General features: G+C 73.4%; 12 protein-coding genes and 1 riboswitch. Of the genes, 6 read left to right on the top strand and 6 right to left on the bottom strand.

All coding sequences use genetic code 11. From position 1 onward, the window contains the following. The first annotated feature begins 22 nt into the window (after nucleotides 1-22). The 6 genes from MXD61_RS03215 (at nucleotide 23) to tenA (ending at nucleotide 7,531) form a co-directional block, all read left to right on the top strand. Entirely contained in the window at nucleotides 23-2,458 is a 2,436-nt protein-coding gene (locus tag MXD61_RS03215; RefSeq protein WP_248811356.1) for a hypothetical protein, read from the top strand. Nucleotides 2,459-2,588: 130 nt separating this feature from the next. Next, nucleotides 2,589-3,512: a type IV toxin-antitoxin system AbiEi family antitoxin domain-containing protein gene (locus tag MXD61_RS03210; protein WP_248811355.1), complete on the top strand. Its 924-nt coding sequence runs from the start codon at nucleotides 2,589-2,591 to the stop codon at nucleotides 3,510-3,512. A gap of 169 nt (nucleotides 3,513-3,681) precedes the next feature. Beyond that, nucleotides 3,682-3,804, top strand: a riboswitch (TPP riboswitch). Continuing rightward, nucleotides 3,794-4,774 carry an ABC transporter ATP-binding protein gene (locus tag MXD61_RS03205; RefSeq protein WP_248811354.1) on the top strand — a complete coding sequence of 327 codons (981 nt, stop codon included), beginning with the start codon at nucleotides 3,794-3,796 and terminating at the stop codon, nucleotides 4,772-4,774. Its footprint overlaps the riboswitch before it by 11 nt. After that, a complete protein-coding gene (locus MXD61_RS03200; RefSeq protein WP_248811353.1) occupies nucleotides 4,771-5,739 on the top strand; it encodes an ABC transporter permease in 969 nt (322 codons plus the stop codon). The genes MXD61_RS03205 and MXD61_RS03200 overlap by 4 nt, the downstream gene beginning before the upstream one ends. After that, on the top strand, nucleotides 5,736-6,752 hold the full coding sequence (locus MXD61_RS03195) for an ABC transporter substrate-binding protein (protein ID WP_248811352.1): 1,017 nt from the start codon (nucleotides 5,736-5,738) through the stop codon (nucleotides 6,750-6,752). Before MXD61_RS03200 ends, MXD61_RS03195 begins: the two co-directional genes overlap by 4 nt. Nucleotides 6,753-6,856: 104 nt before the next feature. After that, on the top strand, nucleotides 6,857-7,531 hold the full coding sequence (gene tenA, locus MXD61_RS03190; RefSeq protein WP_251079364.1) for a thiaminase II: 675 nt from the start codon (nucleotides 6,857-6,859) through the stop codon (nucleotides 7,529-7,531). A 54-nt stretch (nucleotides 7,532-7,585) separates the two neighbouring features. On the opposite strand, the gene MXD61_RS03185 is transcribed toward tenA, so the two are convergent. The 6 genes from MXD61_RS03185 to MXD61_RS03160 all read right to left on the bottom strand — a co-directional run bounded on the left by MXD61_RS03185 (nucleotide 7,586) and on the right by MXD61_RS03160 (nucleotide 25,361). Beyond that, entirely contained in the window at nucleotides 7,586-9,448 is a 1,863-nt protein-coding gene (locus MXD61_RS03185; protein ID WP_251079363.1) for a class I SAM-dependent methyltransferase, read from the bottom strand. A 10-nt stretch (nucleotides 9,449-9,458) separates the two neighbouring features. Further along, entirely contained in the window at nucleotides 9,459-10,664 is a 1,206-nt protein-coding gene (locus MXD61_RS03180; protein WP_248811349.1) for a glycosyltransferase, read from the bottom strand. After that, nucleotides 10,661-11,581 carry an alpha/beta fold hydrolase gene (locus MXD61_RS03175; RefSeq protein WP_248811348.1) on the bottom strand — a complete coding sequence of 307 codons (921 nt, stop codon included), beginning with the start codon at nucleotides 11,579-11,581 and terminating at the stop codon, nucleotides 10,661-10,663. Before MXD61_RS03175 ends, MXD61_RS03180 begins: the two co-directional genes overlap by 4 nt. 97 nt (nucleotides 11,582-11,678) lie before the next feature. Then, on the bottom strand, nucleotides 11,679-11,990 hold the full coding sequence (locus tag MXD61_RS03170) for an acyl carrier protein (RefSeq protein ID WP_163547691.1): 312 nt from the start codon (nucleotides 11,988-11,990) through the stop codon (nucleotides 11,679-11,681). Between the two features lie 59 nt (nucleotides 11,991-12,049). After that, nucleotides 12,050-17,392: a type I polyketide synthase gene (locus MXD61_RS03165; RefSeq protein ID WP_248811347.1), complete on the bottom strand. Its 5,343-nt coding sequence runs from the start codon at nucleotides 17,390-17,392 to the stop codon at nucleotides 12,050-12,052. Then, nucleotides 17,385-25,361, bottom strand: a complete 7,977-nt coding sequence (locus MXD61_RS03160; protein ID WP_248811346.1) for a type I polyketide synthase — start codon at nucleotides 25,359-25,361, stop codon at nucleotides 17,385-17,387. Before MXD61_RS03160 ends, MXD61_RS03165 begins: the two co-directional genes overlap by 8 nt. Nucleotides 25,362-26,196 lie beyond the last annotated feature (835 nt).

Raw genomic sequence — 26,196 nt, 5'->3', positions numbered from 1 at the left:
TCAGTCAGGTCGGGGGACGAGGATGGAGAGGGCGACACTGGCGGCGCAGGCGACGCTGGCACGGGGCCTGTTCGTGCCGGCTGAACGCTGGGGCTGGGAGTTCGTCGATGGCGGCCCGCCCACACCGAGCCCGGTCGCCGAACAGCGACCGGTGTTCACACCGCCGAGGCTGCCCGATCTGCGGGCGATCTCCGTCCGGCGCGACCGGGCGCTGCGGCTGCTCTGGGTCAGGATGCTCCTGCCCGTCGCCTTCGTCGCGTTCGGCGTCCTGCTCGCCCACGACGGCGGGATCCTCTTCGTACCGGCCGGATTCGGCCTCGCCGTCCTGACCGGACTACCGGTCCTGGTGCATCAGCTACGGCTCGTCCGGGCACGCAGGCGCACCGCGACGATCACGACCAGGGCGCGGGCCGCGCACGACAGGGCGACCGCGGCATGGCAGGCCGAGGTCTCGGCCCATGATCGGACCGAGCGGCGGCGGCGGGCGGACAGCAGCGCCTTCCATCCGATCACCGCGCCGGCTTCGACTCCGCGTGTGGACGTGTTCGGTGGCGACGGCGACGGCTGGGCCAGCCTGTTGGCCACGGCTGGCGCGTCCCTGCTGGCCAGCGGGACCGGTGTGCTGCTGGTCGACCTCAGCGAACGGACGGTGGGCGGTGGTCTGGCCCGACTCGCCGGTGAGGTCCGGTGTCCCGTCGAGTCGTGGGACCTTCCCGGCCAGCTCGACGAGGTGCGGCTGCTCGCCGGTCTGGGGCCGCGTGAGGCGGGCGAGCTCGTGGCGGACGCCTTCGAACCGACGGGAACACGTGAACCGGATCCGCACCGTCGGGCGCTGCACGCCGATCTGATCAGCGCGGTCACCGAGGTGCTCGGGCAGGACCTGACGTTCAGCCGTCTCGCCGAGGGCCTGCGGGTGCTCGAGGGGCTCGAGGACGGCACGCGCACGACGGCGATCTCCCCCGCGCAGGCCATGGAGCTGGTCGGGCGCATGAACGCCTTCGGACGCGGCGAGCGCATCCCCGACGAGCTGCGCTACCTGCGTTCCTCGCTGCGGGCGCTGTGCCCGCCCGCGCCAGCCGGCGCCACGGACCCCAGGGCCTGGGACGTGGCGGGAACCGGCGCCCTCGGTGCGTGGCCAGCACACCTGGCCGGGGGACGTGCGCTGTCGACGTGGTGGCCGGTGCGTGGGTTACGGGTGATCGCGACCTCGAGCCGGACCACGGCGATCGCCCACAAGGAGCTGGCCGACCGTCTCGTCGTGCAGGCCCTGCTCCGGCAGCTTCGGCGGCGGATCCAGCTTCCTGTGGCGGGGCGCGACCTCGTGGTGGTCGCCGGTGCGGACGGTCTCGGGCGCCCGGTACTGACGGCGCTTGCCCGGCAGGCCGAGACAGCCGGCACGCGTCTGGTGCTGTTGTTCGAACGGCTCGCTGACGACACCGAGCGCCTGCTTGGCAGCCAGGGCGCCTCCACGATCATCATGCGGCTCGGCAACGGCAAGGACGCGACCACCGCGGCGGAGTTCATCGGCCGCGGCCACCGGTTCGTCCTGTCGCAGGTGACCGCGCAGGTCGGCCGAAGCTTCACCGCCGGCGACAGCGACAGCGTCGGCACCCAGGACGGCACCTCCGACACCACCGGGACCAGCGGTGGTTCCGCCAGAACCTACGACCGCACCCGGCTGCTGCCCTGGTTGCAGAACTCCTCGACGAACACCGGCTGGCAGGAATCGGTGACGACCTCGCGTTCACGCACCTGGCAGCGCACCGTGAACACGTCGGTCAGCGACTCGACGACCGACGGTGAGACCTCCGCACGGGTCTACGAGTTCCTGGTCGAACCGACCACCGTGCAGACCCTGCCCACCACGGCCTTCCTGCTGGTCAGTGCGGTGGACGGACCAGGACGGGTCGCCATGGGCGACTGCAACCCCGGCATGGTGTTGCTGCCCGGGGTCTCTCCCGACCCGGCGACGGGCCCCGCGGTGCCCGTCACGGTCGCCCAGGGTGGCGCCGTCGCGTTCGCCGCCGCACCAGCTCCGGCCGGGCCGCCAGCCGTCGAACGTCCGGGCGCGCCGGCAGCGCGACCGGCGGAGCCTGCCCGAGCGGTCGCGCCCACGGCCTGGCCGACAGCGGGTGGATGGTCCTCGGCCGGCTCCGTACCGGTACCTCCCGAGCTGCTCACACCGCGAGCGACGGACTTCGCCGTCCAGCCAGCCACTCCACGACGCGACATCGACGTGACGTCGGGTGCGACCTCGGGTGCGTCCGGCTGGGTGCCGGAAACCTCGCCGCTGATCTCCCAGCCGCGCCCTCCTGGCGGGCGGGCAGCGACCGGCGGGATACCACCAGAACCACCGGGCCCCTCGGCGGCACCGGTCACCCGGCCCGCCGATGACAGCGGCGAGCGACCACCGCGCCGTGGCCGGCGACGGATCAACCCACCACGCACACCGACCTGAACCCAGCTCGACCTGAACCCAGGGCGAGCTGCACCCAGAGCGCCGCTGCACCCGGCTTGCCGGCCGCCAAATTATCCACAGTCAAAAGAAGACCCTGGATCAACGCCAGAACAACCATCATTGTCGACTCATGGCCCATAACCCTGGCCGACTCTCCTGGCAGGAGATCGCCACCATCCAGGCCGGCGTGATCACAGTCCGCGATGCGGTCGCCGCCGGTGTCCCCCGAACCGAGATCCGCCAGCACGTCGCCGACGGGCGCTGGCGACAGCCCTACCGCGGTGTGCTGATCACCGAGCTGACCGCGGTGGGCGACATGCAGCGCCTGTGGGCGGCGACGGAAGCCGTCGGCCGCGACGGCGTGCTGGCCGGCGCCGCGGCGGCTTCGCTCGCCGGGCTGGCCGGCCACGCCGACGAACCGGTGACCATCCTGGTGCCCACCGCCCGCCGCATCACGGCACCCCCGGGCATCGTCGTGCGGCACAGCGCCCGCCTCGAGCAGGCCGATCTCGACGGCTGGCGGCTGCCCCGTCGCACCGGGCCCAGCCGATCCGTCATCGACATGGTCGAGTGGGCTCCCTCCCAGGCCGCGGCGGTGTCGATCCTCGGCGCCGCGGTGTCCCAGGAGGTGGTGACGCTGCGCGGGCTACGGGACGCGCTGGCCCGGCGTGGCCCCATCACGCGCCGGACCCTGATCGCCGAGACGCTCGACGCGCTTGAGGTCGACGCGCCCCGGCTGGCCGAGGCGATGTTCCGCCGCCTCGAACAGCACCACCGGCTGCCGGTCGCCCGCTACCTGACCGACGGCCCGCCCGACGAGCCGACCTCGCAGCTGCGCGTCTGCTTCGACCCGTGGCCGGTCCAGGCCGAGGTCGTGCCCATCCTCGGTCCGCCCTGCACCGTCGATGACAGTGCGGGTCACCTCGTCGTCCGCCTGCCCACGCGGATGCTGCGGGAGACACCGGAACAGGCCGTCACGTTCGTCACCGGGGCTTTGCGCAGGCGGGGATGGGTGTCGGCTGTCCCCGCCCAGGCCGCCGCGCTGGCCTCGTGAGCCGCCCGCGCCGGGCTCCGGCCTGGTAGCCGCCTCACCCGTGCCCGCCCGCCCATCGGGTTCCGGCTCGCGACACCGACGCCAGGACCCGATGGGCGACGGCGATGCAGGTCACGGTGGGCGATCGGGGCCGTGGGGTTGGCGAAGGACTGAACGTGCCGTACTTTTGGGCGAACAATGCGGGAGCTTCCACCCGAGGAGGCTGAGAGGGCGGCTGGGCATCAGCCCGGCGCCGCCGACCGCCTGAACCTGTCCGGGTAATGCCGGCGTAGGGAGTCATCGTGGTCGGGCGCCGCCGCCGCACAGCCGAAGCACGCCCGAGCAGCGCACCGCCCGACCCGGTATCGCCGTCCGATCTGGTACCGCCGTCCGATCCGGGTATCGAGCTGGCCGGCATCCGCCGCGGTTTCGGTGACACCCTCGCCGTCGCCGACGTCGATCTGCGCGTCGAGCCCGGCAGCCGCCTCGGGATCGTCGGGCCAAGCGGGTGCGGCAAGTCGACGTTGCTGTCGATCGTCTGCGGGTTGGACGAGCCGGACGCCGGGCGGATCAGTGTGCTCGGTGCCACCGCGGCGCCGGCCCGCCTCGCCCACTGCGCGTGGATGCCGCAGCAGGATCTGCTGCTGCCGTGGCGCAGCGTCCTGGCCAACGCCCGCATCCCGTTGGAGAACCAGGGCCGTGGCCGCGAGGAGGCGTCGCGGGAGGTCTGGCCGCTGCTGGAGCGGTTCGGTCTCGCCGACTTCGCCGGGCATCGACCGGCCGCGCTGTCCGGGGGGATGCGCCAGCGGGTGTCGTTCCTGCGGACGCTCGCCGCCGGCAAACCGGTGCTGCTGCTCGACGAACCGTTCGGCGCGCTCGACGCGATCACCCGTGCCGACCTGCAGGACTGGCTGCGTTCGACGCTCGTCGGCGAGCCGCGCACGGTCCTGCTCGTCACCCATGACGTCGAGGAGGCGCTGCTGCTGTGCGACCGGGTCGCGGTGATGTCCGCCCGCCCCGGCCGGATCGTCTCGACCTTCGACGTGCCCCCCTTCGACAGCGGCCCCACCGCCGGCGGCCCAGCCGTCGGCGGCCCAGCCGTCGGTGCCGAGAACGGCCGTACCGCGGGTTCGGTGCGGCGGGCACGCCTGGCCGACCCCCGGTTCATCGCCCTGCGGGATGCCGTTCTTGCCAGCCTGGAGCGGGCCCGCGAGCCGCAGGCGCCGGACCGGGACGCACCGCGCTTCCGGGGCGGCGTGGCGACACCGGAATCCGTGCGATGAGCGGCCGGTCGGACAGCGGCCGCTCGACGCGGGCGCTGTGGCCCGGTGTCGTGGTCGGCCTGGTGGTGCTGGGCTGCTGGGAGTTCGTCACCCGGGTGCTGCGGGTCGAGGAGTACATCCTGCCCGCACCGGACCAGGTCGCCTCGACGCTGGTGCGCCGCTGGAACGACACCCTGGCAAGCGCCACCTGGGTGACGGCGAAGGAACTTGTCGCCGGATTCGCCCTGTCGCTCGCCGCGGGGCTCGGCATCGGCTGCGCCCTGCACTTCTCCGCTGTGGCACGGCGCGCGCTGTACCCGCTGCTGATCGGCTCGCAGACGATCCCGATCGTGGTGATCGCGCCGATCCTCGCGATCGTGTTCGGCTACGGGATCACCCCGAAGCTGATCCTGGTCGCGTTGATCTGTTTCTTCCCGGTGGTCGTCGGTACGCTCGACGGCCTCGCCTCGGTCGATCCGCGGCTGGTGGCGATGATGCGCACGCTGCACGGCGGCCGGCTGGCGATCTTCGTCCGGGTGGAGTTCCCGGCGGCGCTGCCCTCGGTGTTCACGGGGCTTCGGCTCGCCGCCGCCTACGCGGCCACCGGGGCGGTGTTCGGCGAGTACTCCGGTGCCGCCGACGGACTTGGTCATGTGATGCGCCAGGGTGTGCCGCAGTTGCAGTCCGACCTGGTGTTCGCGGCGATCGTCCTGCTCACCGCCATGTCGGTGGCGCTGTTCGCCCTGGTGTGCGCGGCCCAGCGGCTGCTCGTCCCCTGGCATCGTCCCGCCAGCACGCCTGCCACCGCCGGCACCCGCCCGGGCGGGAACGGAATCCGGGCGGGCGGGGGCCGCGCGCGTGTCATGCGCCGCGCTGGCGGCGATCGTGCCACCGCCCGTCCCGACGGCGCTGGGAATCCTCCCGCCGCCCCGGTCGACGGGGTCCGCACCACTGTCTGTTCGGCCCGAGAAGGGAACGTTCGATGATCTCGCCGCGCCTGCGCCGGCTGACCCTCCCAGCGGCCGCACTGCTCGCCGTCGTCCTCACCGCCACGACGGCGTGTGGTTCCGACGATGACACGGGCGGCGCACAGCGAGCGGCCACGGTGCTGCTCGACTGGGAACCCAACCCGGACCATCTGGCCCTCTACGCGGCGCTGGACGGCGGTGACTACCGGGATGCCGGGCTCAACGTCACGCTGCGCTCGCCGTCCGACCCGTCCGATCCGTTGAAGCTGGTCAGCACCGGCACCGTTGACCTGGGCATCTCCTACGAACCCGAGGTGATCATCGGGGCGGCGCAGAAGCTCGACGTGGTGGCGGTGGGCGCGCTCGTCCCGACCGCCCTCAACTCGATCATGGCGATCGGGTCGGCCGGTATCACCAGCGCCGCGGATCTCGCCGGCAAGACGATCGGCACCGCGGGGCTCAGCACCGACGAGGCGTTCCTGGATGCCATCGCCCGCGCGAACAGGATCGATCCGGCGTCACTGCACCGGGTGGACGTCGGCGCCGACCTGCTTCCGGCGATGATCTCGAAGAAGGTCGACGCGACACTCGGCGCCTACCGCAACGTCGAGGGTGTCACGCTCACCGCCCGCAACCTGGCACCGAAGGTCATCCCGGTGACCGACGCCGGCGTGCCGCAGTACGACGAGCTCGTGATCGTCGCCAAGCGGAGTCGACTCGCCAGCGACCCGGCCTACGCCACCCTCGTGCGCGACTTCCTGCGGGCGACCGCCGCCGGCAACGAGAAGGCGCTCGCCGATCCGGAGCAGGCGAGCGAGACGCTGCGCGACGCCGCCGACGGCTACGACCCCAAGCTCCTGCCCACCATGATCAAGGAAACGGCGCCGCTGCTGCGCAACCCGGATGGCTTCGGCCGGATGGACGTCGCCGACTGGACGTCGTTCATCACCTGGATGCGCACGGAGAAGCTGATCACGTCCACGGTCGCGGCCGCGGACGTCGTCACCAACCAGTATCTGCCCGCCCGGTGAGCGAGCCGGTTCACCTACCGGCTCCCGCGACGGGCCAGCCGTCCGACCTCGGTGGCTTCGCCGCCGTGCCCGGCGTCGCCACGCCCGGGTCGTTCACCGCGCAGCTGTGGACGTCGACGCGGGAGATCTACCAGGCGATCCTGCGCCATCCGTTCCTCACCGGGCTCACCGACGGCAGCCTGCCCCGGTCGGCGTTCGGCCGCTTCATCGTGCAGGACACCCACTACCTGCGCGACTACGCACGGGCGTTGGCGGTGTGCGCGGCCAAGGCGCCGACCGAAGCGGATGTGCGCGCCCTGGCCACCGACGCCGCCGATGCCATCGCCGCCGAACAGGCGATGCACGCCGACCTGCGTCAGGCCCTGGCCGGCGACGGGACGTGGGGCGGGCCCGGGAACGGGGGTGGTGCGGCCGGGGTGCGGGATGTCGTCGGGCCGACGACGCGGGCGTACACCAGCTATCTGCTGGCCACCGGGTACGGCGGGTCGTTCCTCGAAGGTCTCGCCGCGGTGCTGCCCTGCTACTGGATCTACGCCCGGGTGGGCGCGGAACTGCTCGCCGCGTCCTCCCCGGATCCGCTCTACGCCCGTTGGATCGCCGCCTACGGCGATCCGGCCTTCCAGACGGTGGCCGACCGGGTCATCGCGCTCACCGATCGGGTCGGCGCGCAGGCGTCGCCGACCGAGCGGGAACGCGCCACCGACCACTTCGTCGTCACCGCGCGCTACGAGTGGATGTTCTGGGACGCCGCCTGGCGCGGTGAGACCTGGCCGGTCTGACCGCACCGCCGCCCGACCGTCCCGTACCGACACGGCTGGTACGGGACGGTCGACTCAGAGCTCGCGACGGGCGATGATCAGGCAGGTGCTGGAGTAGCGGGGGGCGTGGACGAAACGCCGGCAGAGGCGGTCGGCCACCCGGGCCAGGGTCAGCAGCGGGCTCACGATGGCCATCATCAGCGCCCAGGCGACCGTCGCGACCGGGCCGGCGGCCCGGCGCAACCAGGGCATCGGCTGGGGGGCGATGGCGTTGACGGCGAACCGCAGTGCCAGCGTGAGATCGCCGGGGCCGCAGGGGGCGGCGAAGCGCACCAGCACGGGCCGCAGGCCCCGGTCGGTCAGGGCGGCGAGCAGGTTGTCCACCGGGATGAAGTGGGCGCGTTCCGGGATGGCCCAGCCGGACCAGAACCGGCCGAGCAGCCGCGCCTGCATCGATTCGGCGTTCGCCAGTTCGCACAGCAGCAGGCCGCCGGCGGGCAGGGCCTTGGTGACGGCGTCGAGTTCGGCGGACGGGTCCTCGCTGCCTTCGAGATAGCCGAACATGCTGATCACGTCGTACTGGCCGGCGACGGAGTCCGCGATGTCGGAAAGCCGCCCGTGGTAGGCGTGGTCGACCCAGCCGCGGCGCAGACCCTCGTCGAGGCAGGCGGAGTTGTCCGCTCCGTCGAACACGGTGGCCGGCCAGCGTTCGCGGGCGGCGTTGGGCAGATGCCCGAAGCGGGAGCCGACGTCCAGCCAGGTGCGGGGCAACCCGAACGGCCGCACGGCGGCGACCTGGTCGCGCCGGTCCCGGGCGATCACCGCGAGCACCCGTTCACCGAGGTCGGCGCGCAGCCCGTCGTACCGGTCGCGCTCGTAGAACTCCTGCCCCTCGGCGTTCAGCGCCGGGTTGAGGAACATGTGCCCGCAGTGCTCGCAACGGTCGAGGGTGAACTCGCCGGGTTTGCGCAGCAGCATGTCGGGGGCGACCAGCCGGATGGCGAGTTCCGTCGACCCGCACCACGGGCAGTCGTCACGGGCCCGGCGCAGGAACCGGTCGAGACCTTCCTGCACCTCGCGGTGGTAGGCGTCACGGCTGGCGGCGCGGCGCACCCGGGCGGCGTGTTTGACCGGGTCGGCGGGCAGCCCGGCGGCCTTGGCCGCGGCGGCCCGCGCCGACTGGGTCCGTCCGGCCCGCACCGAGTCGATGACGAACAGCACACCGCCGAGAATCCGCACCAGCGGTGAGCGGATCAGGTCGCGGGGGGCCAGCGGCACCCTGCCGGCGCAGACGACGAACGGCTGGAACCAGAACAGGGCCAGCGCGGTGATGCCCCACGCCTGGTTGTAGTGCAGACCGATACCGGTGGCGACCTGGGGGACGAACGGGAAGAGCTGGTAACGCCGGGTGAACCGGTAGACCCGCTGCTGCACCCGGGCCCGCATCGCGGCGTCGTCGCGGGCGGCCCGCAGACCGGGCAGGACGGCCAGGTCGGTCGAGTCCGAGGCGAACAGCTTCACCCGCTCGGTGATGTCGACGAGTTCGACCGGGTCGAAGTCCTCCCGGGGGCTGATCCCGGCGCGGTCGAGGATCTCCGAACGCACCAGCAGCGCCTGGAAGGCCCCCCGGCCCGGCACGCAGCGGTCGGTGCGGTAGGTCCGGGTGTCGACCATCCGGGCGACGTCGAGGGCACGTTCGACGGTCAGGTCGGTCGGCACCAGGTCGAGGACGTCGAGGTGGTCCCGGCTGGCGTGGTAGCTGGCGGCTCGACGGGCACCGCCGGTCATCTCGACGCCGGCGGCGATGAGGAACTCGTGCCGCGGGTCGACCGGCCGACCGGAGGCGGGAACGGTCTCCAACCGGCGCAGCCGGCCACGCAGCCGCACCGCATTGATGATCAATCCGACGCACACCGCGGGCGCCAACCACGCGAGCAGCCCGCTCACCTCATGCGACCAACTTCTCGACGTGGTCGGCCGCGGCGGCGACCCCGCCGGCGAGCCGGAAGGCGTCACGCAGCCGCTCGGCCGCGAGTCGGTGGATCGGGTCGTCCAGAACGGCGCTCACCGCGGCCCGCACGTTGGACGCGCCGGCGCGGCCGAACTTGATCCGCACCCCGGCGCCGGTGCGCACCACCTGTTCGGCGATGATCGGCTGATCATCACGGACGGGGGCGACGACCAGGGGCAGGCCGTGGGTGAGCGCCTCGCACACGGTGTTGTTACCGGCGTGGCAGACCACCGCCGACAGCCTGCTCATCAGCTCGATCTGCGGCACCGACTCGGTGACCAGCAGGTCGTCGGGGGCGTTGAGGTCGTCGACGAGTCCTGGTGGGGCCACCACGATCGCCTGCACCCGGTCGGTGAGGGTCAGCAGCCCTTCCGCCGCGGCCCGCAGGAACCGGCCACCGGCCTCCCGGGTGACGGTGCCCAGCGAGACGAGCACCGCGGCGCGCCGCGGGTCCAGCCACTCCCAGGGAAACGGGGTGCTGGCGACCCGCAGTCCACCGGTGGCGCTGCCCACGAAGACCGTGTTGCGGGGTGCGACCGACGGCTGCGGGGTGTCCGGGCGGCGCAGCAGGTCTGCGACGGAGAAGACGATGACCAGTTCGTCGGAGAAGCGCAGATCGACGGCGTCCGCGTCCGCGCTGGTCAGGCCGTGGGTGAGCTGGAAGTCGCGGAGCAGCCCGCGGACCCACTGGCCGAGACCGGCGAGCACCCCGTAGGGATCGTCGAGTTCGGCGGAGGTGGTGGCGAGGGTCGCCCAGTGCAGCCCGTGGCGCCGGGCGACCAGGGCCGCGCCGATCGCCTGCTGGTCGGCGACGATCGCGTCCGGGTGGAACCGGGCGACGATCTGTTCGATCGCGGGGATCATCGCGGTGTTCAGCGGAAGCAGGAACTCCTCCCACAGGAACTTCAGCGACGCCGGGCCGCGCAGCCCACGCGAACGGGCGACGACGGCCTCCCGGTCGGCGTCGCCGGGCAGGTCCGGCAACCCGAACACGGTCATCCCGGCGGGGATCAGATGGCCGATCACGTCCAGGTGGCCGGCGATCGCGACCTCATGGCCGCGGGCGGCGAGTTCACCGGCGACCCCGATCGCCGGGTTGACATGCCCGGTCAGCGGCGGAACCACGAACAGCACCCGGCTCATCCGCGGCCGCCCTCCGCCGCGGCCGCGGGCCGGGGGGTGTTGAGATCGGGCGGCGGCACCATGTCGGTCACCCACCGCGGGGTCTCGAAACGCCGTTCGGTCCGCGGGACGTAGACGGGCGGTTCGGTGCCGCGATCCTCGAACAGCCACCAGCGCATCAGCTCACGCAGGTAGCCGGTGGCCTCCCGCAGCACCATGTGGGTGTGGTGGGCGAGGACCACCAGGGTCGTGTTCGGGATGACCGAGGTGAGGGTCTCGGCCTGGTTGACGATGTCCGAGTTCTCCCCGTAGACGACGAGGACGGGCATCGCCAGTCGACCGAGCGCCTCGGTGGAGAACGGCTGGGTCGCCAGCATGTCGCCGGCGATCGTCGTCTCCTGCAGCAGCCGGCGGGCCGAGCGGGTCGCCCGGCCCGCGACCCGACCGGCGGCCTGCTGCAACCACTGCTCGACCTCGTCGTCGGACATCGCCGCGAGGATCTGGCTCAGCGACCGGGCCATCTCCTCGCCGAGCCCCTCGAGCAGGAACGGCGGTTCGATCAGGGTCAGGCTCGCCACCCGTTCGCCGCGTTCCAGCCCGTAGGCGAGGGCCATCGTCGCGCCGTAGCTGTTGCCGACGAGGTGCACCGGCTGGTCCACGCCGAGCTCGTCGAGCAGGCCCGTCAGGTCGGCCAGGGAGTCGGTGAGCCGGTAGCCGTCGGGGGTGCGTTCACTGCGGCCGTGACCACGCAGGTCGTAGCAGATGACGTCGCAGCCTGCATCGGCGAGATAGGTGCCCAGCGACAGGTAGAAACTGGACATGTTGTCCATGACCATGCCGTGCAGCATCACGACGGTCGGGACGTCGGTGCCCGCACCGCCCGGCGGGCCGATCCGCTGCACGTGCAGCCGGACGTCGTTCGCGACGATCTCACTCACTCGCACCACTCTCCTGCTCGGTCGCTGAGTCCCCCAGCACCGCTGTCCCCCAGTGCGGCTGTTACCCGGATGCCTGTCCCTCGGGACGGCTGTCGGCTCAGATCGAACCGGTCGTCGCCGGGGTGGGCTGGCTGTCGACGACGAACTCCACCACCTCACCGACCCGCATGTTGATGACCTGGTCGACGTCCCGGGTGGCCAGGAAACCGACGAAGTCGACGGCGTCGCCGTACCGCTCACGCAGCCGGTCGGCGAGCGCGACGAACTCGATGCTTTCCAGTTCGAGGTCCTCGCTGAACGACGTGTCCATGGTGATCTTCATGTCGAACGCGTATTCCTCGCCGATGACGTCGCGGACGTCTTCGGCGATCTCCTCGAGCACGCGGGTCTCCACCGCTGGCCGGTCCATCTGCGCCACCTTTTCCCCGGTCGCCGCTGGGACGCCGGTCACGATTTTCTGCTGCGCTGTCATCTGGAAAAGCTCCGTTCCCCGACGCCGTCACGCTGGTGCGCACCGCCGGGACGCCCGGCCACGACATCGGCCTCGACCTCGGGTGAGGTCCAGGCGACGACATAGCGCGCGGGAATGTCGGCACGGTCGGCGGACGCCGCGGAATCCGGACGGCCGGAGCCGATCCGCGCATCGTCGGGCAGAATCCGGCCGGCGGCATCCACGGTACGCAATGCCACCCACCGCCCATGCGACCGCCGGTCGCCACCGTCCCCCGGTTCCCCCGCGGCCTGATCACCCACGGCCAGGTCACCCACGGCCAGGTCACCCACGGCCAGGTCACCGGCCACGGTGACCCGCAGCAGCAACGGCGGGCCGGCCGTGCCACTGGCGGGAAACGACGACCACACCGGCGGCGCCGGATACGGTCCGTCGACGACGAACTGGCGTGGACGACCCGCCAGACCCGTGCCCCGCGCCTTCGCCGCCGCCTCCTTCGCCGCCCACAGCCGGGTGAACCACACCGCCCGCGCCGCGTCGTCGTCGCCGGCGAGCCGGTCGAGCAGATCCACCTCGGACGGGGTGAGCGCGGCCCGCTCCACGCCGGGGGCGCGCGCCACGATCCGCTCCACGTCGATGCCGACCGAACCGGCGGCCGACACCAGCGCGACGGCCAGTTCCGGCTTGTGTGCCAGCGACACCCAGGGCGCGTCAAGGACCGGCACACCCGCCCGCACCGGCAGCGGCCGGACCCGGGGGGCACCGAGCGGGTCGTTGTCGATCCCGACCTCGATCGCCCAGACCGGCCCGGCACCGCGGTCCCACAGCCAGCGACGGACGGCGTCCTGAGCGGCGATGCGGCCCAGCAGTCGGCCGCGGGCGGCCCGCGGGTTCAGTGCGGCGAGCCTGGCCCGGGCCTCCGCGTCCAGGTAGTGACGCACGATCAGTTCCCGGGAGGCCGACTCGCTCCACCGGTCGAGGGCCACCAGCCAGCCCTCACCGGCGGGCTGCGCGACGGTGTGCAGCTCCGGGGAACGCACCATCGTCCACAGCACCGCGTCGTTGGCGAACCGGCGATCGGTCCAGGCGGTGATGATCGCCCAGCACCGCCCGTCGGTGTGGCGCAGTTCCAGATCGGCGACGACGGTCCGCTCGGCCACCGCGCGGATGCGCACCACGCAGTCCAACGCCTCGCCGACGACCGGCGGCGGGCCGAAGAAACGCACGTCCGCGATGGACTGGGGCAGCAGCAGCGAATCCTGCGCCAGATGTTCCATCGCCCAGTACCCGAACAGCTGCCCGGCGTTGTCCAACAACGCTCCGGACGCGGACGGCACCCGCAGCCGCCCCCGAACGCCACCCGAGGCGATCCCGTCGATGTGTTCGACGCCCTGATAGCCGGGGCCGTGGAACAGAAACCGGCCGCGGTAGAGATCCGGCCCCTGCTGGCGCGGCGCACGCTCGTCCGGCAGGACGGGTGTGCCCGCCGGAGCCGGCAGATCCGCGGTGGTCGGACTCGTCGCCGGTGGGCTCGGATAGCCGGCGGCGAACAGCACCGTGCCGCGGGCGTACCCCTCGACACTGACCCGCACCGCTTCGACCGCCTCGAGCTCCCCGGCCGCCGTGCCACCGTCGCGCGGCCCGCGCTCCACCGCGGCGGGCTCGACCGCGCTCAGGGTGATCGTCACCTCGACGGCGGGCTCGATCGCGAGCCAGCGCAGCGCCCGCACGTCCCGCAGCCCGATCGGCACCCGTCCGGGCAGCAGCGCCGCCGCCTCGGCGATCATCAGCTCCAGGACCTCGGTCATCGGCACGACCGGAAAGCGGTCGGACTGGTCGGTCCAGCCCGGCGGCTGCCGGTAGAAGCAGTGGTCGACGACGTGCGGCATCGACGCCAGCGACAGTCGACGCACCACGGTGCGCGGCCCCGCCCCCAGCCCGGACGACGGCACCGCCCCGGACGGCCCAGGCGCACCGGGCGGCCCAGGCGGTACGCCCGCCCCGCCCGGCGCCGAGGACCCGACCAGCCCGTTGGACGCGGCGGACCTGGACGAACCAGCCGATCTCGCGGGCACCGAGGGCCTGGACGGCCTTGAGGGTCTGGACGGCCTGGACGGTCTGGCCGGCGCGGCCACTCGCCGCCCGGGCGAGGTGCTCCGGTCGCGAGCGGCGGGCGAACCCGGTGCCGCCCCGTTCCAGCGGCCGACGACAGCGGTCAGGGCCTGGTCCCCGTCCGCCAGTACGCCCCGCAGCTCGGCCAGCACAGGCGACCCGACCGCTCCGGGTGACCCGACGGTGGCGGGTGACCCGACGGTGGCGGGTGACGCGACGGGCACTGTGGCAGGCGCGGCCACCGGCGCGGTCTGGGGGGTCTGGGCGGACGGGCGGCCCAGCAGGTCTGCGGCGGCGGGCCCGAGGCGCACCAGGGGCGTTCCCAGTCGCAACGGGACGGGCCGGCCTGCGCCGCGTGGCAGCCGCACGCGGCGGCCGGGCGGTGTCGCGGGCGCCCCGGTTCCCACCGGGGGCGCGGGCGGCGTGGGGCGGGTCCGGCAGGGCAGCAGGTCCAGGCGCGGCGCGGCACCCTCGGCCCACAGCGCGGCGGCGACCCGGCGCAGCTGTTCCAGACCTGACCGCTTCGGTGTGTTCGTGGCCAGGGAGAGATGTTCCCGTCCGCGCAGCGTGTCATCGACGAACCCGGCGATGCTGCCGACGCCGACCTGCACGAACGCCCGCACCCCGGACGCGTACAGCTCCTCGAGCAGCTCCCGGAACCGCACCGGTGCGACGAGGTGGCGCAGCGTCAGATCGCGCACCTCGTCGTGGTCACGGGGGTAGGGCGCCGCGGTCGTCGCCGACCAGATCGGCACCGTCGCCTCGGCGAAGGTGGTGGCATCGATCGCGGCGCGCGCGATGTCCTGGTAGGGCTCGAAGAACGGGGAGTGGAAGCCGGAGCGGAACGGCAGCAGCCGGCCGAGCACGCCGGCGCGGCGCAGTTCGTCCAGCGCGGCGCGCACGCTGTCCTCCCGCCCGCAGATGATCGACTGATGCGGGCAGTTGTCGTGCGACAGGACGACCTCGTCGAGGTGCGCGATCACCGCGCCCGCCTGCTCGGCGCCGCAGCCCAGCGCCCCGAAGGCGACCCCGGGGACCTCGAGGGAGGCGGGGTCGAACCCGGCGATGAACGAGTCGGCGAAGGCGTCGGTGACCAGCCCGCAGGAGATCATCGCGTTCCACTCGCCGATGCTGTGCCCGCAGACGAGGTCGGGGACGATGCCGAGCCGGCGCAACGCGAGGTCGAGGACCCGGCCGACCTTGATGCTCGCCACACCGTGCTGCCCCAGCACGGCGGTGTCGGTGGCGTTGGGTCTGTCAAGGCCGAAATGGTCGCAGACGTCGTCGACGCGCGGGGTGAAGTTGTCCTCGAGCCCGCAGAACAGGAACGCTGTCTGCCCGGCGCCGGCCGGGTTCGCCGGGTCGAGCAGACCGGTGGGGCTGAACCACAGGTCGTTGCGGCCCCGCCAGGGCGTTCCTCGTCCGACCGCGGTGCGGGCGAGGGCGAGACGCCGCGCGTTCGGCGCGACCAGTGCCAGTCGCCAGGGCCCGCCGGTGGGCGGGGCCGCGGCGTCGTCGCGGTCCAGCAGTTCGGCATCGGGCCGGTCCAGCTGGGCGAGAAGATCGTCCGGCCCGGAACCGGCCAGCAGCAGCACCCGTTCGGCGTCCGCGTCCGCCCCCAGCTCACCGGACGACACCACCACGCCGGACGGCGAGGCGGCGGACTGCGAGGCCGTGGGAGCGGGGAAGGTGCGGGCGGCGGTGACCGGGATGTCCGGTGGGGCCTCCTCGACGACGAGGTGCGCGTTGATGCCGCCGAAGCCGAAGGCGTTGACGCCGGCCCGGCGCGGACCCCCGCCCGCCGGTTCGGCCCAGGGGGTGGCGGTGCGCACGGGGGCGAAGCGGCTGGCGGCGAAGGCCGGATGCGGTTCGTCGCAGTGCAGCGTGGGTGGCAGCGTCCGGTGGTGCAGCGCGAGGGCCGTCTTGATCAGACCAGCCGCGCCCGCCGCCGGCATCGCATGGCCGATCATGGACTTGACGGACCCGAGGCCGATACCACCCACGTCAACGGCCGCGGCCTGACCGAAGACCTCGGCGAGGGTGGCGAGTTCCACCGCGTCACCGGCGGGGGTGGCGGTGCCGTGCGCCTCGAGCAGGCCGATCGCGCCGGGGGCGGTCGGGTCGAGTCCGGCGTCCGCCCAGGCCCGTCGCACGGCGAGGACCTGACCGCTGGTGTCGGGGGCCATCAGCGAGGCACCGCGCCCGTCGCTGGACGCCCCGGCGCCGCGCAGCACCGCGTAGACGCGGTCGCCGTCGCGGCGGGCGTCGTCCAGCCGGCGCAGCACCAGCATGCCCACGCCCTCGCCGATGACGATGCCGTCGGCGCGCCGGTCGAACGGCCGGATCACCTCGCTCGGTGACAGCGCCCGCAGCAGCGTGAACACACTCCAGAACGACGCCTCATGGACGAGATGGGCGCCACCGACGATCATCGCGTCGGTCCGGTGGGAGCCGAGGTCGCGCAGCGCCGACTCGACGGCGATCAGCGACGAGGCGCAGGCCGCGTCCACCGTGTAGGCGGGTCCGCGCAGGTCGAGCCGATTCGCGATCCGGGACGCGGCGAGGTTGGGCACCAGGCCGATCGACGCCTCGGCGCGCACCGGCCCAAGCTGGTCGCAGAAGGCCGCGCGGACCCGTTCGACGGCGTCCGCCGGCAGGTCCGGCAGCACCTCCCGCAGGGTCGTGACGAGCTGGCGTGAGGTGCGGACCCGCTGTTCGAGCCGGGCCACGCCGGAGCCGACGTAGCCACCGCGGCCGAGGACCACGCCGACCCGGTCGGCGTCACCGAGCCGGTCCGCTCCCCCGGCGTCCGTGATCGCCTCGGCGGCCAGGCGCAACGCGAGCAGCTGGTCGGGTTCGGCCCAGTCCACGGCGTTCGGGACGATGCCGAACGCCGTGGGATCGAAGGCCGCCAGATCGTCCACGAACCCGCCACGCCGACAGTAGAACGCGCCCCCGTCAGCGGCCGAGCTCCCCGAGCCGTTCGGACCGCCCTGGCCGCTCAGGCCCGAGACACCGGAGCCGCCCAGCCCACCGGCCGCGGACGGTGCGGCGAAGTAGTCCTCGACGTCGAACCGGCCGGGGGGGATGGCGCCCACCGCGTCCACCCCGCCGACGATGTTGCGCCAGAAGGCAGTGAGGTCGCCCGCGCCGGGAAACAGCGCCGACATGCCGACGATGGCGATCGGCACCGCGCCACCCCGGCCCCCCGCTGCGCCGCCGGGATCCGGCGCGACGGGTTCAGGCATCGAACGCCTCCGCGTCCGCGCACATGTAGACCACCTGCGCGGGACCATCGAGCGGGCCGGCGAGCTCCGCGAGCAGCGCCTCGACCCCCTCGACCGGGTCGATCAGCCCGATGCCACGCCGGGCGTACTCGCGGGCGAGCTCCGGCGAGACCATCCCGCCGCCGGCGTGGGACGAACCCCAGGGGCCCCAGTCCACACTGACGACCCGGCCGGCGAACCGCCCCGACGCCGCGCGGGCAAGCGTGTCGAGCGCGTCGTTACCGGCGGCGTAGTCGACCTGACCGCGGTTGCCGAACACACCGGCGACGCTGCCGAACAGGGCGACGAAACCGATGTCGTCGCGCGCCGCCGCGAGCAGCGCCCGCGCGCCGCCGACCTTCGTATCGTACACACGTTCGAAAGAGTCGGACGTCTTGTCCCGCAGGAGCCGGTCGGCGAGCACCCCGGCACCGTGGATGATCCCGTCGAGCCGGCCATGGCGGGCGTGGACATCGGCGACGACCGCCGCCACGGCCTCCGGGTCACGCACGTCCACCGCGTGATAGCGCACCGAGGAGCCGAACTGACCCAGCGTGGCCAGCGTCGCGCGCACCTCCCGTTCGGCGAGCAGCCGGGCGATCCGTGCCTCGATCTCCGCCGGGCGACGCACCCCCGCGGCGATGAACGCCCGGCGCAACGCCGGGGCGTCCGACGCGGACGCCGTCGCCGCGTCCTCCGGTCCGGTCGGTAGCGGTGTGCGACCCACCAGTTCGATCGCGCAGCCACTGCGGCGAGCCAGCTCCACCGCGACCCGGGCCGTGATTCCCCGTGCGCCGCCGGTCAGCAGCACCACCGCGGACGCGTCGAGGGCCGCGGGCAGCGCACCGCCGTCCGGTCCGGGGGCCGGGCGCAGCCGAACCACCGCCCGGGCGCCGTCCCGGTAGCCGACGACCAGCGGCCCGTCGGCGGTGAGCAGTTCGGTGAACAGACTGTCGGCGATGCCCCGCGGTTCCTCCTTGGGTTCCACGTCGACCAGCCGCAGCGTCAGTCCCGGCACCTCCCGGGCTATCGTGCGGACCAGCCCGGCCAGCCCCGCTCCGCGGGTCGGGCGCACCGCGGGCCGCTCGACCTCGATCTCACGCTCCGCCCCGTTGGCGACCCTGGCACCGCCGGCCCGGCCCGGCACCGCCGGCGTCGGGCAGCCGAAACGTCCGCCGTCGCCGGTGACCACCAGCACCCGCCGGCAGCCACCAAGCGCCGCGGCCCGCAGCGCCGGGAAGGCCGCCGGCAGCACCGCGTCCTCCTGGGCATCCGGATCGGCGGAGGCGATCCAGGCCAGACCATCGGCGCCGGCCCCGGCCCGGATCTGGTCGACCAGTCCCCGGTCGTGCGCGGCGAGGATACGCACCTCGGCGCCGGCCCGTTCCAGCCGGGTCGCCAGCGCCAGCCCGACCCCGAGGCCACCCTCGACCAGCAGGAACCGAGCTCCGCGCAGGTCGGTGGCGCCCACCTGCGCGGGTGCTCCGGCCTCCCGTACCTCGACGACGTACCGCCGCAGCGGGAACACACCGGACGGCTCGGCTTCAGGCGCACCGCCCGTGGGCCGCGCCGCCCCCGTGGCCGCGGCCCGGGAGACACCGGCCAACGCCGGCTGGGAGCCGCGATCATCGGAGCGGTGACCCGCCGAGGTCAGCGAAGCCAGTTCGGGCATAACGACATCGGCGAACGCCGGACCGGCGAAGGTCGCCGCGGTGCCGTTGGAGTTCGAGCCGCCCGTCGGTGTGCCGGCGAACGACCCGGTCCCGACCGGCGAGGCCCCACCCGGGGCCGACGGGCCCGGGCCGCCCGGTGCGGACGGGCCCGCCGACGCCGGATCAGTGGGGCCCTGGACCGGTACCCGGACCGGGTCCGCCACGGCCGCCGGCTCCCCCGGACCGGGGCGGGCGACGATCCAGTCGACGATGCCGCGCACCGTCTTGATCGCGGCCAGCTCCTCGACCACCGACTCGTCCAGCTCACCGGAACCCGGCGCCGCCAACCCCAACCGACCGGCCAGCTCCCCGAGCACCTCCGTCCGCTTGATCGAGTCGATCGACAGATCAGCCTCAAGATCCAGATCAGGTTCGAGCATCTCCACCGGATAACCGGTCTGCTCCGCGATCACCCCGACCACCACCTCGGACACCGCCACCCGGTCCAGCCCCACCGACGACGCCGCGGCGGCCGGCTCCACCACTACCGGCACAGCGACGACCGGCACAGCGGCGACCGGCACAGCGGCGACCGGCACCCCGGCGCCGTTTCCACCCGCCGGTGACCCCTGACCCGCGGCCAGGCCCACCGGGCCGCCCACCGCCACATCGGGACGGACCTGCGGCGGAACGCCCGCCCGGGCAGCGGACACGACCGCCGGCACGACAGCCGCCGGGAGGGCGGCCGGTGGTGCCGCGGGATGGTCGGCGTACCCGGCCGGGTCGTAGCCCAGGTAGCCAAGTACGACATCACGCTGCGCGGCGATCATCTCGCGGCTGGTTCGCAGGAAATCCAGGACGACGGCCTCCACCGGACCATCACCTCCAAACTCGGGCGTGGTCTCGGCCGTCGGAACGTCGACCGTGGACGTGGGCGGTGGCGTGGCGTTGGTCGACACCACCGGGCTGGTCAGGGATCGCGGCGTCGGTAGGGCGGGCGCCGGTCCGTGACCGTTGGACGAGCTGTCGACGGCATGCGCCGCACCAGCGGTGACACTCGCGGCGGCCACCGGCACAGCAGTGGCGACCGGTACGGCCGTAGCCACCGGAACGCCGGTGGCGACCGCCGGCGCCGCGGTAGCGGTGGGAACAGCGCCGTCGGCCGGGGTGAGCTGGCGTGGCGGCTGCAGACCACCGGCGACATGGGTGCCGTCGACGGTGCGGACGTAGGCCCCGTCGATCGTCCAGCCAGGGCGGCGCGGGATGTCGCTCGCGGCGACGATCCGCGCGTCGCGGCCGACGAACAGGGGGGACGGATCGACGGCGACGCCGGCGGCGGCGAGTTCGGCGACGGCGAGCAGCAACCGGCGCACCCCGGACTCACCGGCGACATCGGTGGCGACCACCCGGTGCGGCCGCGTCCCGAGGATCTTCGAGACCAGCTGGGACAGCACGCGGCCGGGGCCCGCCTCGATGAACGTCCGCACACCGGCGGCGTACATCGCCTCGATCTGCTCGACGAACCGCACCGGCTCGGCGACCTGACCGGCGAGCGCCGCCCGGATCTCCGCCGGTGTGCTCGGATACGGCGCCGCGGTGGTGTTGGACCAGACGGTCCGGTGCGCGGACTCGACCGCGGTGTCGGCGAGCCGGGTGGCCAGGGTGTGCGCGGCGGCGGCCACCACCGGACTGTGAAAGGCGCAGGCCACCGGAATGCGCCGGGCCGTCAGGCCGGCCCGCGCGAACGCCTCGATCGCCCGGGTCAGCGCCGCGCTCGGCCCGGAGACGGCGACCTGACGAGGCGCGTTGTGGTTGGCGACCACCACGGTGCCCTCGGCCCCGTCGGCGCGCAGGTCGGCGAGAACCGCCCGGACCTGCTCGATGGGAGCGGCCACGGCGGCCATCGCGCCGGGGTCGTCGCCCGCGGCGGCCAGGATCGCGCCGGCCCGCGCCTCGCTGAGCCCGATCAGGTCAGCCCGGTCGAGCACGCCGGCGGCGACCAGGGCGACGAGTTCGCCGTAGGAGTGGCCACCGACATGATCGGGTCGGATGCCCAGGCCCGCGAGCAGGTCGTGCATGGCCAGCCCGGCCAGGCCCAGGGTGGGCTGCGCGGCCCGGGTGTCGGTGATCGCCGCGGCCTGGGCGTCTCGTCCGGCGCGGGTGAAGGCCGCCGGCGGGAACATCGTGTCGACCCAGTGGGGGGCGAGGTCGAGGACCTCACGCAGCCGCGGGAACGCCACGAACAGGTCGGCGAGCATCCCCGGCCGCTGGCTGCCCTGACCGGGGAACAGCATCGCGGTCGCCCCCGGACCAACGCCATCGCCGGCGTCAGCGTCGTCGGCGCGGACGAACCGACCGGCCGTCGGGTCCGCGGTGAACGTGCGGGCCGCCTCGATCGCGCCCGGCAGGGCAGCCAGGTCGTCGACGACGAAGGCGACCTGGACCGGCCCGCCGCCGGCGCTGGCCGTGCGGGCGAGGTCACGCAGCCGCAGCGGATGGCCGGCCGTGGCGCTGGCGGTGACGAGCTGCGTGAGTCGGTCCAGGGCCCGGCCGGCGGCCGCCCGGTCGCCACCGCGGATCACGAACAGTTCCGCGGGCCACTGGTCGAGGCCGTGGCTGGGTTCCGGAGCGCCGTCGTAGGCCGAGAGCACGACGTGGAAGTTCGTGCCGCCGAACCCGAACGCGGACATGCCGGCGTGACGGTCCGCGGCCGGCGCCACCCAGGGCTTGGCCGACCGGTCGAAGTAGAACGGGCTGGTGTCGGCCTGCCAGTAGGCGTTGGGGGTGTCGATGTGCAGCGTCGGCGGACGCACCCCGGTCTCCAGCGACTTCGCCACCTTGATCAGCCCGGCCAGGCCGGCGGCGCACTTGGTGTGCCCGATCTGCGACTTCACCGAGCCCACCGCGCACGAACCGGGCTCGGCGCCGTTGTCGACGAACATCTCGGTGAGGGTGGCGAGTTCGGTGCGGTCACCGACCACGGTGCCGGTGGCGTGCGCCTCGAGCAGACCGACGTCACGCGGGGAGATCCCGGCCCGGGAGTAGGCCCGTTCCAGCGCGCGGACCTGGCCCTCCTTACGCGGGGCGGTCAGGCCGAGCGCCCGCCCGTCGGACGAGCCCGCCACCGCGCGGATCACGGCGTGGATGCGGTCGCCGTCGCGCTCGGCGTCGGCGAGCCGCTTGAGCACCACGACCGCGGCGCCCTCACCGAGGCTGGTGCCGTCGGCCCCGGAGTCGAAACTGCGGCACCGGCCGTTCGGCGACAGCGCGTGCACCGAGGAGAACAGCAGGAAGTCATGGGCGCCGGCATGGGTGTCCACACCCCCGCACAGCACCAGGTCGGAGGTACCGGCGACCAGTTCCTTGCAGCCGGCGTCCAGGGCGGCCAGCGACGACGCGCAGGCCGCGTCGACGGTGAAGTTCACCCCGCCGAGGTCGAGCCGGTTCGCGACCCGTCCGGCGATGACGTTCGCGAGCATGCCGGGGAAGGAGTCCTCGTCCAGCTCGGGCAGGAACGCCTCGAGCTCCGCCGGCAGGGAACCGAGCAGTCCCGGCCACAGGGAACGCATGCTGTAGGCGGCGGACAGGTCGGTACCGGCCTCGGTCCCGAACACCACCGACGCGCGCGACCGGTCGAACGGACGGCCTGCACCGTGGCCCTTCTGGGCCGTGTCGTATCCGGCGCCGCGCAACGCCCGCGCGGCGACCTCGAGCGCCAGCAGCTGGCTGGTCTCGATACTGCGCAGCGCCCGCGGCGGGATGCCGTAGGCCAGCGCGTCGAACGGGATGCGCGGCAGGAAACCACCCCACTTCGACGGGGTGTGCCGGCCGGCGTTCTTGGTCACCGCGTCGGGACGGTAGTAGATCCGCGGGTCCCACCGGTCGTCCGGCACCTCGCGGATGGCATCGACACCGGCCACGATGTTCGCCCAGTAGGCGTCGAGATCGGCGGCGCCCGGGAAGACCGCCGCCATGCCGACGATGGCGATGTCCAACGGTCGTGCGTCGCCGTCCCCGACCGGCACCGCCGTGGCCGGCCCGGTACGGCTGGACGACGCGGTGGTCAGGCCCAGATCGGCGGCGCGGGCCGCCAGCGCCTGGCCGGCACCGCTGGTGACCTCCTCGTGCAGGTCGGCGACCGTCGTGCGGGCCGAGCGCAGCGCCGCCACCTGACCGATCATGAACATTCCCTCCCGGACCTGCAGCGCCGGGTCGACCTGGACGAGCCGGTCACCGTCGCGGCGCAGGCCCTTGCTGGCCACCCGCAGCCGGCCCAGGTTCAGCGACTCCAGCTCCTGCCACATCTGCTGGCGGGGCGTACCGGCGGCCAGCAGCTCCCGGCGGCGCTCGAGGAAGGTGCGCACGAAGTCGGACTCGACGCACCGGGTGGCATGCCCGGGTGAGGTCTCCAGCAGGACGGTGCGTTCGCAGTCAAGCGCGGCCTGCTGGAAGCCAGTCATGATCGCACCGGACGTGACCGCCTCGGCGGTGAACAGGTAGGCGGTGCCCATCAGCACGCCGACGCGCGCACCGCGGGCGGCCAGGGGGGCCGCGGCGGCCGCGACCATCGCCGCCGACCGGGCGTCATGCACCCCGCCGGCGAACAGCAGGTGCAGTTCGGCGAAGAAGTCGGGTCCGGCAGCTGTGGACTCCCCATAGGCGAGCAGACCCGCGATCTGGGCCTCCCACAGCGGGAAGCTCGCCCGCGGACCGACGTGCCCGCCGCACTCGCGTCCCTCGAAGACGAACTTGCGGGCGCCTTCGGCCAGGAACCGTCCGAGCAGGCCCGGCGAGGGCACGTGCAGGAACGTGTCGATGCCCGCGGCCTCCAGCGGGGCGGCCTGGGACGGACGTCCACCGGCGATGATCGCGCACGGCGGACGGATCTCACGGACCGCCTCGAGTTGGGCCGCGCGCAGCTGCGGCGGGGCGAATCCGAGGATGCCGACGCCCCACGGCGCGTCGCCAAGCTGGTCGGCGGTGCGGGCCAGCAGCTCGCGGGTGGCCGGCCCGCCCATCAGCGCCAGGGCCAGAAACGGCAGGCCGCCGCCGTCCGCCACGGCCCGGGCGAACTCGGCCCGGTCGCTGACCCGGGTCATCGGACCCTGCGCGATCGGGTAGCGCAGGCCGCGGTCGGCCGCGAACGGCGAGCCGGCGTCGAGCGGACGCACCCGCCCGGCGGTGGCCAGACCCTCGCGGATCGCCGCCCGTACCGCCCGCACCACCGCGCCGGCATGGCGGAACCGGTCGGCGAAGGCGGCGGCGAACGCCCCGTCCTGGCCGATCGGCAGAAACTGCTCACTCAGATCCCGGGCGCCCAGCCGGGCCGCGACCCACGCCGCCCGCTCCTGATCCTGATCCCGCCCGTCCCGGCTGGCCTGTTCGTCCCAGCTGGCCTGTTCGTCCCGGCTGGCCTGGTCCGGCGCGGCGGCGTCGGGCGAGTGTTCCGCCCTGCGGGGAGCGGTGACGGACAGCGCACCGTCCGAGGCGATCTCGCCTCCGGTGGCCCGCAGGTCGGCGACCGGCCGGCCGGAGCCGACCAGACCCGCGATGGGCAGATCGGGCCGGGTGTAGAGCCGGTGGCCGCCGTACAGGGCGGTCTCACTGCCGTCCATCGCCCGGATCGCCGCCGCCACCCGCTCGGGCAGTTCCAGTTCCCGGACGAGCGCGAGCTGGGCGTCGAGCACGACCCCCGCCGCGCCACCGGCGACCGCGGCGGCTGCCGTGGCCAGGCCGATCCCACCGGCGGCGAAGACCGGCACGTCCCGTCCGGCGGTGGCGCTGGGGCCGTCCTCGGCGAGCAGATGCTGTAGCAGCGTGAACGTGGTCAGGTCACCGACCGCGCCGCCGGACTCGTTACCCCGTGCGAGCAGACCGGTGGCGCCGGCCTCGATCGCGGCCACGGCCGCGCCGACCGAGGTCACCTCGACCCACACCTGCCGGCCGGTCGCCGTCACCTCACCCACCGACCAGCCTCGTTCCGGCGCGCCGGCGGCGAGCACGACCAGATCCACCGCGTCCGGGAGGTCCCGCAGCGCCAGCGGACAGTCGGTGCCCACGCGGACACCGAAGGCGCCGGGCGTCCAACGGGTCGCGTCCCGCAGCGCACGATGTGCGACGGCCTCGGATCGTCCCAGGTCAAGCACGCCGCGCCCGCCTGCGCGCGTCGCGGCGGCGACCAGGGCCGGCGCGGGTTCGGCAAACGGTGTGATCACCACGACCAGATCGGCCGCGGCCAGCGGATCACAGCGGTCGCGACCAGTCGAGGACGCGAGGGAATGCGGGACAGCGATGGTCATCGGCAGGTCCTCCTGGCGGCTCGTGACCTGGGGTACAGCGACATGCATGTCGTACTGATCCGGCTCAGGGAGCCCACTGCGGCCGCGTGGCACGTTGACCACCGCGACACCGGGGCATCCCGACTCGCCCTACTGGCACATGACCCGGATCCATCGCAACCGGACCCAGGACAAGGAAAGCACCCACTTCGCCAACGCGAGGGACACGTTTCGACGGACGAGATCGCCCAGAGCGTCGATGACCTCCTGGCCGGAGCCACTGGGCAACAGACGTCCCGGGGAAGCGGTATCTGTACTGAGTACGCGGAAAACGTACCGACCCCCAGCAACTCTCGTAGAACTGACACGACGAACTACACGTGGCCCCGAGCGCATAGCCGTCGCGACATCACCAACGTGCGCGGATACTAGTCCGCCCCGACCTGAGCACCCGCGCGGTGGCGGCCGCCGGTCGCCGAACGGAGTCACTGGTGTAGCTGGCAGGCATGGGCCGACCTGGTCTGCACCTGCTCGATGACACAGATCACCATGGTCCGGCATCGTCCGCGATGTCACCGGTCACAGTCCGCGCCAAGCCCATAAAAGGCGGCGAACGCACACGCCGGCCCGCAGCCTGCAGCAAGCTCAGGAATTCGTGGCCCACCCACCGAAAACCGGGTTCACCGCGCGCCAGCTATTTCCGTTCGGACCTGAAGGACAATTCCGCACCGGGCACGGCAGCACTGCTTTCCTTTTCTCTGCCACAAATGACAAACGAGCGAAAAACACCCGGGTACATCGCGCCCGATCGGCGGGAGACGACCGATCACGACGGGCCCGAGGCGAGGTCGCGCCG

Origin of the sequence: Frankia sp. AgPm24 (genome assembly GCF_023243055.1) — a bacterium.
Lineage (GTDB): Bacteria > Actinomycetota > Actinomycetes > Frankiales > Frankiaceae > Frankia > Frankia umida.
The sequence above is the reverse complement of the archived record's forward strand: the minus strand, read 5'-3'. Positions and strand labels throughout refer to the sequence as shown.

Coding starts and splice junctions, on each gene's coding strand:
- MXD61_RS03215 (WP_248811356.1), top strand. CDS start 23: ATGGAGAGGGCGACACTGGCGGCGCAGGCGACGCTGGCACGGGGCCTG.
- MXD61_RS03210 (WP_248811355.1), top strand. CDS start 2,589: ATGGCCCATAACCCTGGCCGACTCTCCTGGCAGGAGATCGCCACCATC.
- MXD61_RS03200 (WP_248811353.1), top strand. CDS start 4,771: ATGAGCGGCCGGTCGGACAGCGGCCGCTCGACGCGGGCGCTGTGGCCC.
- MXD61_RS03195 (WP_248811352.1), top strand. CDS start 5,736: ATGATCTCGCCGCGCCTGCGCCGGCTGACCCTCCCAGCGGCCGCACTG.
- MXD61_RS03180 (WP_248811349.1), bottom strand. CDS start 10,664: ATGAGCCGGGTGCTGTTCGTGGTTCCGCCGCTGACCGGGCATGTCAAC.
- MXD61_RS03170 (WP_163547691.1), bottom strand. CDS start 11,990: ATGGACCGGCCAGCGGTGGAGACCCGCGTGCTCGAGGAGATCGCCGAA.
- MXD61_RS03165 (WP_248811347.1), bottom strand. CDS start 17,392: ATGCCTGAACCCGTCGCGCCGGATCCCGGCGGCGCAGCGGGGGGCCGG.
- MXD61_RS03160 (WP_248811346.1), bottom strand. CDS start 25,361: ATGACCATCGCTGTCCCGCATTCCCTCGCGTCCTCGACTGGTCGCGAC.